This window comes from Bartonella sp. AA1HLJMS, assembly GCF_042197445.1.
Taxonomy (GTDB): Bacteria; Pseudomonadota; Alphaproteobacteria; order Rhizobiales; family Rhizobiaceae; genus Bartonella.
In genome coordinates this window covers 1-4,107 of record NZ_JBHIRW010000069.1, presented here as the reverse complement: position 1 = coordinate 4,107, position 4,107 = coordinate 1, and the positions used below count along the sequence as shown (strand labels likewise).

Sequence of the window (4,107 nt, the reverse complement as noted above, 5' to 3'; positions counted from 1 at the left end):
ATAAATAAATTGAAGTCACGCATATTGAAAACATTGTCACCAGCTGCCGTCTTTGCTGCCTTTATCAAAGCAACAAAGCTTTCTCTTATCGTTTCTCTCGGATGCATGAGTGTTCCTGTCCAATTAAGTGTATAAAAGATTGACTAGGATTAATAATGATACTATCATTGATTATGAGCAATAAAGTTGAAAAAATAATCAGCTTGATGAAAGCATCACCAAAGAACATCAAGTTTTCAGATTTGTTGGCTGTATGTGTCTATTTCTTTGGAGAACCGCGGAACAATGGTACAAGCCACTTTGTTTTTAAAACACCGTGGCTTGGTGACCCCCGTGTGAATATTCAAAAAGATTCTGGTAACAAAGCAAAAGCTTATCAAGTCAAACAAGTCTTACAAGCGATAGAAAGGATGAAACATGAACAATAATCATTATACATATCGTGTTTTGTGGTCGCAAGAAGATGAGGAATATGTTGGATTGTGTGCAGAATTCCCATCCCTTTCATGGTTAGATGCTCAAGCAGAGAAAGCTTTAAAAGGCATTATGGACCTTGTTTCAGAAGTTGTTGAGGACATGCAACATAATGGAGAAGAAGTTCCTGTGCCTTTGTCACATGGTAAATACAGTGGTAAGTTTCAATTAAGAATACCACCAGAACTCCATAGAAAACTTGCAATACAAGCCGCTGAAAATGGTGTGAGTTTAAACAGATACATTTCTTCTAAACTTTGAATCTTTTAAAATTCTATACACATCAAAAGAAATTTAATTTTTATGAAAACCTCTAAATTAAAACAAATACCCGTTTTTAAGACGGATAAAGAAGCAGAAAACTTTGTCGATACTGCAGATTTTACAGATTATGACTTAACTGGTTTTAAGCCTGTTCATTTTGAATTCTTACCTAAAGAAGCGTCTATCAACATTCGGTTGCCTCAAGCGCTTATGAAGGCTTTAAAGGAAAAAGCTAAAAATCAAGCTATCCCTTACACACGCTATGTTAGGCATCTGATTGAACAGGCTTTACGAAAAAATCATCGGAATTAACCACTCCCCATTTTAAGAACAGGGAGGGGAGTTCTATTTTTTTAATTAAGCAACCTTTTTAATGGGGCTCTCTAAATCTGGTTCATAAGTTCGCAACAAAGAATCCATACGATGTGGAAGTTCTGAAGCTCCAAAATCTGTCAAAATTGCCAAGATTTTTGTAATATTGGGCACGTCATCTTGAAGCTTTAAAACCAGAGCATCTACGACCGATTCCATAACCTCAACTATAGCATTGCAGTCCTCATCTCCAATGCCTCGATGGTTAGAAAGCTTAAACAATGCCATCCACAAATCGCATAAGAAGTCGACACTGCTATTCATTGCACACCCCCAAAGATTTGCTCTCTCAAACATGCCAATCCTCTGGATGTAATTTTTGTTGAAGGCAGCACCTTTTCTGTACCATCCGGTCTTTGAATGGTAATAGCAGGGCAATCCATGAATCCTTTCTTGATCTTGTCCTGATAAGGTAACAGAGGCGCCCCTGGAGCCCGTCGATACACCCAATCATGTTTACGCAAGTAATCCGTTAAATCCTTTGGTCGCACCTCTAACATCTTTGCTGCTTCAATAAGACCGAACAAACCATCAGAGCGTTTTAAACCTTCCAAAGCTTTTGCTTTTGGAGTCAATTCAGCAATAACATGATCTTTCTGCTCGATTTGGCTTTGTAAGTGATTCAAAACACCAAGCAATGCTTCTGGTTTGGAGTAGTCAACTTGTGGTGTCACTACTTGTTTCAAAAGCCGTTCACATTTGATAAAGTATAAACGCGCTTCTCTACCTTTCTTATTGTTCTCAAGCATAGAAAGCTCTTTTGCTACACTTAAAGTTAGATGATAATCTTTAGAAGGACGACCACCTTGGAGGTTTTCCCCAAAGTTGGTGAAAACTAAATAATCCTGATTTTCTAATAAATTATATTTGTTGATGCGATATTTAATCCAAGTAGAGAAATCTTTACCTACTTCTAAAAACGCATGCAAATCACGAGCGTTAACAGTTTGAACAGTTTCCTGATCAATAACCTGTTCTCTAATTTCTATAAGAGTATTCATAATGAATTCCTTATGGTTAGACGTTTGTTAATGACACTCAAAAAGAGTGCCGGGCGCTAACAAACACGGCCATAAGTCCGTCGTTACACTTTCCCCGCAAGGGTATTGTATAGCGTAACCACACCCGACAGATGTTATTATACGCATGTAGCATATAATGAGTCAAAGTCTTTAATGTATAGAAGACTGATTATTTCGGTAACCAATCCGCTTATGGTTCTAAGGTGTTTGTTAGGCACCTGATTCGATTATTCATACTCCTGTCACAATGTCAAGCCACTTTCGATAATTTTTAAATTTTTGCTATTGGCAATTTGTAATTATTGTAAAAAAAAGAGTTGATTTATACCTTAAGATAAAATATATTCAACTTATTAAGATTAATTATCCGTCCTTTGGAGTTCTATTTGATGCTTACATCCTTTGGTAAAACCTTACGGAAACTCCGTATTGATCATGCAGAACGCCTTTTAGATATGGCTAAAAAATTAGATATATCTGTAGCATTTTTATCTTCTGTTGAGATTGGCAAAAAATCTGTGCCTGTTGGTATGGAAGAAAAGATCATAGAATTATACGATTTAGATCAAAATATGGCTTCTCTCTTAAGACAAGAGGCTGATGCTTGCCGCAAAAGTTTTACAATAAAGTCTTCTAATTCATCCACAGGTAAACTTGTTGGTATGTTTGCTAGAGTTATAGATAACATTTCTCCAGAAGATGTAGAAAAAATGAAAAAATTAATGGAACAGATAAAAGAAAAAAAAGGTAAGTAGAAGGTGAAGAAAAGCATTGATTACGAAGTTCCTCCTTATAGTTGGGAGAAAATTGGTTTTTTTACTGATTTACTTCGAAAAGAACTGAAATTGTTAGATTACCAAGCTTTCCCAGTTATGGATTTTGCTGAATACATTTTGCCTACTATGAGACCAGGATATTGTTTACATATCGCAGATGAGGAAGAACTTGGAAATGTGGGTGGTTTAACAGACCCGCAAGGCAAATTCATTGTTTTAAGAGAGGATATTTATAAAGATGCGTACGATGATAATGGTCGCGCAAGATTTACAGTTGCTCATGAACTTGGTCATCTTTTTTTACATACAAATTTACCTTTTCAACGCGTAGTCAATTCTCATGAAATACCTGTCTATCGCAGTGCAGAAAAACAAGCTAACCAATTTGCTGCTGAGCTTTTAATGCCACGTTCAGGAATGTCAAGATTTAAGACTCCAAGAGAGGTAGCTAATTTCTATGGAGTTTCATTACAAGCAGCAGAGATTAGGATAAATTACATGACAAATTATTTTAAATCACAACAATAATGGGTTTGAGTTGCAGCTCAAACCCATAAAGAGTTTACGTTAGGTTATGGTTCGCTAACGTAAAACCAGACAGGAAACAGCAAGATGCAACCTGTAGCAGTAAAAATTGTATCATTGTGAATGTCTCTTGTCTAGGTCTATTCACCGAGAAAGTTATCTAATGGATAACAAAAAAAAATTAAAAGAAAGTAAAACCTACGTTTTTCGTACATGGCGTAGATGTCCTCATACGGGTCAAAAACTTTACGCAAAACACTATGGGCGAAAGGCTTGGTGTATTCCAATTGAGTGAATGAGAAAAAAAGCAGAAGGGGGATAATTTATTCCCCTTCTGCATCTCAGAAATGTAATCAAAACTGCTTGTTAGGTGGAGATTCGTTACGCAAGATAAGCTTATACATACCGGATTCAAAGGCTTGGACATCTGTGATCACGAAGTGCTCTTGAGAGGGGGCTTTGCTGTTTTCAGGATCCATCACAATAACACTATCTTGAGGTTTTGGTGGTAAGCCTCCGATATCATTGATACAAAGATCAAGTTCCTTTCTTGGAATTGTGGTGGGGATTCTGCCACCGGCGTCCGATTCCGAATGTTTAATGCCGTAAATCGCTGTGATACGAAAAGATTGCTGGTTGTCCTTTCGCGTGTAGATGATGGGCTGCCCAAAAGT

General features: G+C 36.9%; 8 protein-coding genes. 5 read left to right on the top strand and 3 right to left on the bottom strand.

Going from position 1 to position 4,107, the window contains the following annotated elements; translation table 11 throughout:
• Positions 1–155: 155 nt before the first annotated feature.
• Genes ACFIQE_RS08825 through ACFIQE_RS08815 form a run of 3 tightly spaced genes read left to right on the top strand, consistent with a single transcriptional unit; the run spans position 156 to position 1,050 of the window.
• Positions 156–428: a toxin HicA gene (locus ACFIQE_RS08825; RefSeq protein ID WP_375707559.1), complete on the top strand. Its 273-nt coding sequence runs from the start codon at positions 156–158 to the stop codon at positions 426–428.
• On the top strand, positions 418–735 hold the full coding sequence (locus tag ACFIQE_RS08820; protein WP_004856761.1) for a type II toxin-antitoxin system HicB family antitoxin: 318 nt from the start codon (positions 418–420) through the stop codon (positions 733–735). The genes ACFIQE_RS08825 and ACFIQE_RS08820 overlap by 11 nt, the downstream gene beginning before the upstream one ends.
• 42 nt (positions 736–777) lie before the next feature.
• A complete protein-coding gene (locus ACFIQE_RS08815; protein ID WP_375707558.1) occupies positions 778–1,050 on the top strand; it encodes a CopG family antitoxin in 273 nt (90 codons plus the stop codon).
• Positions 1,051–1,095: 45 nt separating this feature from the next.
• Here ACFIQE_RS08815 and ACFIQE_RS08810 read toward each other — a convergent pair whose 3' ends face one another.
• Together ACFIQE_RS08810 and ACFIQE_RS08805 are read right to left on the bottom strand one after the other, a co-directional pair.
• On the bottom strand, positions 1,096–1,374 hold the full coding sequence (locus ACFIQE_RS08810; protein ID WP_375621875.1) for a hypothetical protein: 279 nt from the start codon (positions 1,372–1,374) through the stop codon (positions 1,096–1,098).
• Positions 1,371–2,111, bottom strand: coding sequence for an antA/AntB antirepressor family protein (locus tag ACFIQE_RS08805; RefSeq protein ID WP_375628636.1), 741 nt, complete (start codon positions 2,109–2,111; stop codon positions 1,371–1,373). The genes ACFIQE_RS08810 and ACFIQE_RS08805 overlap by 4 nt, the downstream gene beginning before the upstream one ends.
• A 410-nt stretch (positions 2,112–2,521) precedes the next feature.
• On the opposite strand from ACFIQE_RS08805, the gene ACFIQE_RS08800 reads away from it, so the two are divergent.
• Together ACFIQE_RS08800 and ACFIQE_RS08795 are read left to right on the top strand one after the other, a co-directional pair.
• Positions 2,522–2,887: a helix-turn-helix domain-containing protein gene (locus ACFIQE_RS08800; RefSeq protein ID WP_375628638.1), complete on the top strand. Its 366-nt coding sequence runs from the start codon at positions 2,522–2,524 to the stop codon at positions 2,885–2,887.
• A 3-nt stretch (positions 2,888–2,890) separates the two neighbouring features.
• Positions 2,891–3,436 carry an ImmA/IrrE family metallo-endopeptidase gene (locus ACFIQE_RS08795; protein WP_375627494.1) on the top strand — a complete coding sequence of 182 codons (546 nt, stop codon included), beginning with the start codon at positions 2,891–2,893 and terminating at the stop codon, positions 3,434–3,436.
• A 350-nt stretch (positions 3,437–3,786) separates the two neighbouring features.
• On the opposite strand, the gene ACFIQE_RS08790 is transcribed toward ACFIQE_RS08795, so the two are convergent.
• Positions 3,787–4,107, bottom strand: a 321-nt coding sequence (locus tag ACFIQE_RS08790) for a hypothetical protein (protein ID WP_375707557.1), incomplete at its 5' end; no start/stop codon positions are given.

Coding starts and splice junctions, on each gene's coding strand:
- ACFIQE_RS08805 (WP_375628636.1), bottom strand. CDS start 2,111: ATGAATACTCTTATAGAAATTAGAGAACAGGTTATTGATCAGGAAACT.
- ACFIQE_RS08820 (WP_004856761.1), top strand. CDS start 418: ATGAACAATAATCATTATACATATCGTGTTTTGTGGTCGCAAGAAGAT.
- ACFIQE_RS08815 (WP_375707558.1), top strand. CDS start 778: ATGAAAACCTCTAAATTAAAACAAATACCCGTTTTTAAGACGGATAAA.
- ACFIQE_RS08800 (WP_375628638.1), top strand. CDS start 2,522: ATGCTTACATCCTTTGGTAAAACCTTACGGAAACTCCGTATTGATCAT.
- ACFIQE_RS08825 (WP_375707559.1), top strand. CDS start 156: ATGATACTATCATTGATTATGAGCAATAAAGTTGAAAAAATAATCAGC.
- ACFIQE_RS08810 (WP_375621875.1), bottom strand. CDS start 1,374: ATGAATAGCAGTGTCGACTTCTTATGCGATTTGTGGATGGCATTGTTT.